At 37.9% G+C, this 4,464-nt stretch carries 2 protein-coding genes; both read left to right on the forward strand.

The window, feature by feature from the left end:
- The first annotated feature begins 871 nt into the window (after positions 1-871).
- The gene (locus MM239_RS20540) at positions 872-1,852 is read left to right on the forward strand and encodes a ribonucleotide-diphosphate reductase subunit beta (RefSeq protein ID WP_241350205.1); all 981 of its coding nucleotides are present in this window, start codon (positions 872-874) and stop codon (positions 1,850-1,852) included.
- Positions 1,853-1,884: 32 nt separating this feature from the next.
- Positions 1,885-4,281, forward strand: a complete 2,397-nt coding sequence (locus MM239_RS20545) for a ribonucleoside-diphosphate reductase subunit alpha (protein ID WP_241350206.1) — start codon at positions 1,885-1,887, stop codon at positions 4,279-4,281.
- Positions 4,282-4,464: the final 183 nt, after the last annotated feature.

The raw sequence follows: 4,464 nt of genomic DNA on the forward strand, positions 1-4,464 counted from the left end.
TGCATGTGACTCAGGTTCAGTTATATAGGATTTTTTACGTTCCTTTTGAATAGCCCGAAGATTAATTCTTAAGCATAGTTGTAACAACCTAACAATCAACTTGAAAATTTATGCTCGGAATTGCTGAAAAAATATATGCTAGCCGTAAGGGAGGCTAAACATATGGGTTATTGCTACATTAGCTTGGTTTGCTGATATCTTAGCTGATCAAAAGTAAAAAAAGACACCATACAATACAATGGTTATCATTAATAATTAGAAGTGTTTGGTTTGGCAGATTTTTATCAGTTTTTTGATTTAAAGTTAGAGCGTATAAATATAGGTTGTACTATCACCTTGAAGAATGGTTGATTTGATTTTTAATTTTCGAGCAAATCAAAAACTTTAGATTTGTTCGCAAAGTGTATAAGATGAGATATTGTATGGAAAGCTATGCTGTAGATAGGGCAGGATAAATTTTTATACCTAGTTTTGTGTTGGTTATTGTTGTCAATTCGGATTTCTTAGGAAGAGCTTTGGATTTTAGTAAAAAATTGAACAATGGTCAAAAAATGACTGTTTTTTGGCTTAAATTTTTTTTTAAATTTTTTTGAAAAAATTTCAATGGGTAAAGTAGCTTTAAAAAAGTTGAAAATTAGATTTAAATAAAGTTATTTAAAATGTTGATAATAAGGTATATAAATAATATTGAACAATGTTCAGAAAACTAAGGAAATAGCCCGATTTTGAGTTTTATTTTTCGAAATTGTTGATCATATTTGTAAACAGCATCAGGCAAAAATGCCATCCTAGCCCCAGCAATTAGGAGAGAAGCTATTATAAGTCTGTTACATAAATGCAGATTTCAATCAATACTAAACCAAATCAGACAATGCAACAAATCGAACCTATCCTTCAGGAAAACAAAAATCGTTTTGTCCTATTTCCAATACAGCACGATGATATCTGGCAGTTTTATAAGAAAGCGGAAGCAAGTTTTTGGACTGCAGAAGAGATTGATTTGGGGCAGGATTTGAATGATTGGAAAAATCTTAATGATGGTGAAAGACATTTTATTTCTCATGTATTAGCATTCTTTGCTGCAAGTGATGGGATAGTCAACGAAAATCTTGCTGAGCATTTTGTATCTGAAGTACAATACACCGAGGCGAAGTTTTTCTATGGTTTTCAGATTGCAATGGAAAACATTCACTCTGAAACATACAGCCTTTTGATAGATACTTATATCAAAGATGCAAAAGAAAGAGATAAGCTACTCAATGCGATTGAACACATAGATTGTGTGAAGAAAAAGGCAGAGTGGGCACTCAGATGGATTGACAATGGTAGCTTCCAAGAAAGGCTAATCGCCTTTGCAGCCGTAGAAGGGATTTTCTTCTCGGGGTCTTTTTGTTCCATATTCTGGATGAAGAAGCGCGGGTTGATGCCTGGCTTAACTTTCTCCAATGAATTGATTTCTAGGGATGAAGGTTTGCATTGTGATTTTGCATGTCACTTATACACCAAGCATGTGATCAATACCCTTCCGAAAGAAACGGTAACAAAAATCATCATGGATGCTGTAGAGATCGAAAAGGAGTTTGTTACAGATGCATTACCAGTAAGACTGATCGGTATGAATGCAGACTTGATGTGTCAATACATTGAGTTTGTAGCTGATAGGTTGTTGCTTGAACTAGATTGCAAAAAGGTATGGAACAGTACCAATCCATTTGATTTTATGGATATGATTTCTTTACAAGGCAAGACCAACTTCTTTGAGAAAAGAGTTGGTGATTACCAAAAGGCTGGCGTAATGAAATCTTCAGAAGCTAGTGATTCACCTAAATTCTCTATAGGAGAAGATTTCTAAAATATTTTTAAACAGCCCAAATCAAGATCGTTATGTTAGTAATCAAAAGAGACGGAAGAAGAGAATCGGTAAGATTTGATAAAATTACCGCAAGAATAGAAAACCTTTGCTATGGCTTGGATAATAGATACATCCAGCCAATAGAAGTGGCAAAGAAGGTTATCGATGGTTTGTATGATGGTGTAACCACCACAGAACTTGATAACTTGGCTGCGGAGATCTGTGCATCTTTGACAGTGAGGCATCCAGAATATGCAACATTGGCTGCAAGGATTGCAATTTCCAATCTTCATAAGACCACAAGTCAATCTTTTTCAAATACTATGAAAAGATTGTACACTTATATTAACCCTAAAACAGGGGAAAACGCGGCGCTGATTGCTCCCGATGTTTATGGGATTATCAAAACACATGCAGCCAAACTAGATGGGGCTATAGATTACAATAGAGACTTTTCATATGATTACTTTGGGTTTAAGACACTAGAGAGGAGTTACTTGACTAGACTTGATGGCAAAGTAGTAGAACGTCCTCAACATATGCTTATGAGAGTGGCTGTAGGTATACACAAAGAGGATGTAGAGGCAGCTATTGAGACTTACAATTTACTATCTGAAAAGTGGTTTACACATGCTACTCCAACCCTTTTCAATGCAGGCACACCAAAGCCACAGCTTTCTTCATGTTTTTTGTTGACAATGAAGGATGATAGTATTGATGGGATATATGATACATTGAAGCAATGTGCCAAGATCTCTCAATCGGCTGGAGGAATTGGTCTCTCGATTCATAATGTGAGAGCCAAAGGGTCTTATATCAAAGGGACCAATGGGGTTTCCAATGGTATCGTACCTATGCTTAGAAACTTTGACATGACCGCTAGGTATGTAGACCAGGGAGGAGGAAAGAGAAAAGGTAGCTTTGCGATTTACTTGGAACCTTGGCATGCTGATGTTAAGGATTTCTTGGAGTTGAAAAGAAATCATGGTAAGGAAGAAATGAGGGCTAGAGATTTGTTCTATGCCATGTGGATTCCAGACTTGTTCATGAAGCGTGTGGAGCAAAATGAAACTTGGTCTCTTTTCTGTCCAAATGAAGCACCAGGATTGGCAGATTGCTACGGCGCTGAATTTGAAAAGCTGTATGAAAAATATGAAAGAGAAGGTCTGGCTCGTGAGACTGTAAAAGCACAAGAGCTATGGTTTGAGATCTTGGAATCTCAGATTGAGACTGGTACTCCATATATGCTATATAAAGATGCAGCTAATATGAAGTCCAATCAGAAGAATTTGGGTACCATCAAGTCTTCCAACTTATGTACCGAAATCATAGAATATACTGCACCTGATGAAGTTGCTGTATGTAACTTGGCTTCTATTGCCTTGCCAAAGTTTGTGTTGGAAGGAAAGGATGGAATGAAGTATTTTGACCATCAAAAGCTTTATGAAATCACAAAAGTAGCAACTAGGAACCTCAACAAGGTTATCGATGTCAACTACTATCCAGTAGAAGAGGCAAAGCGATCAAACTTCAGGCATAGACCTATAGGTCTTGGGGTACAAGGATTGGCGGATGCCTTCATCCTTTTGAGAATGCCTTTTGATTCGGAAGAAGCGAAAAGACTCAATGAAGATATTGCAGAGACGATGTACTTTGCAGCCATGGAAACTTCTATGGAGCTAGCTAAGGTAGAAGGAACTTATGAGACTTATGAAGGGTCTCCTGTGTCTCAAGGACAATTCCAGTTTGACCTTTGGGGAGTGACTCCAAAATCAGGTAGATGGAATTGGGATGCGTTGAAAGACAGTGTGAAGAGATACGGTGTAAGGAACTCCCTTCTAGTAGCTCCTATGCCTACGGCCTCTACGTCTCAGATTTTGGGTAATAATGAGTGCTTCGAGCCATATACTTCAAACATCTATACAAGACGAACACTCTCGGGAGAGTTTATCGTAGTGAATAAGCACCTGATGAAAGATTTGATCGATCAGGGACTATGGAATGATAACATGAAGAATAGGCTGATAGCCGCCAATGGTTCCGTTCAGCAGATTCCAGGTATACCTCAACATATCAAGGATTTGTATAAAACTGTTTGGGAGATTTCTCAGAAAAATATCATTGATATGGCAGCTGACAGAGGTGCCTACATCTGTCAATCTCAAAGCATGAATGTATTCCTTCAAGATCCTAATTTTGGAAAATTAACTTCCATGCATTTCTATGCTTGGAAAAAGGGATTGAAGACTGGAATGTATTACTTGAGGTCTCAAGCAGCAGCTAGTGCCATACAGTTTACTGTAGATAAATCCGCATTAAACAATAGTGGACAGGCTGTGCAGACGGAGATAACTGCTACACAACAAAAACAAGATGCAATCGCATGCTCACTTGACAACCCAGATGATTGCGAGATGTGCGGTAGTTAAAATATTAAGTTTTAGAGTTCGTTTATGGTTAAAAAGCACCAGGCATTGTCTGGTGCTTTTTATTGTGTGCCGTGCATGGTAACTAACTAGGTGGTGAAAGTCCACTGTGGGGGTTTGTAATCGCCAACCACTAGCCAAGAGCAAGGGTGTCCAATGCGAAGTGGAATCTGAAGGAAGCTGGCG

The sequence above is a fragment of the Belliella filtrata genome, assembly GCF_022549775.1.
GTDB classification, from domain to species: domain Bacteria; phylum Bacteroidota; class Bacteroidia; order Cytophagales; family Cyclobacteriaceae; genus Belliella; species Belliella filtrata.

Coding starts and splice junctions, on each gene's coding strand:
- MM239_RS20540 (WP_241350205.1), top strand. CDS start 872: ATGCAACAAATCGAACCTATCCTTCAGGAAAACAAAAATCGTTTTGTC.
- MM239_RS20545 (WP_241350206.1), top strand. CDS start 1,885: ATGTTAGTAATCAAAAGAGACGGAAGAAGAGAATCGGTAAGATTTGAT.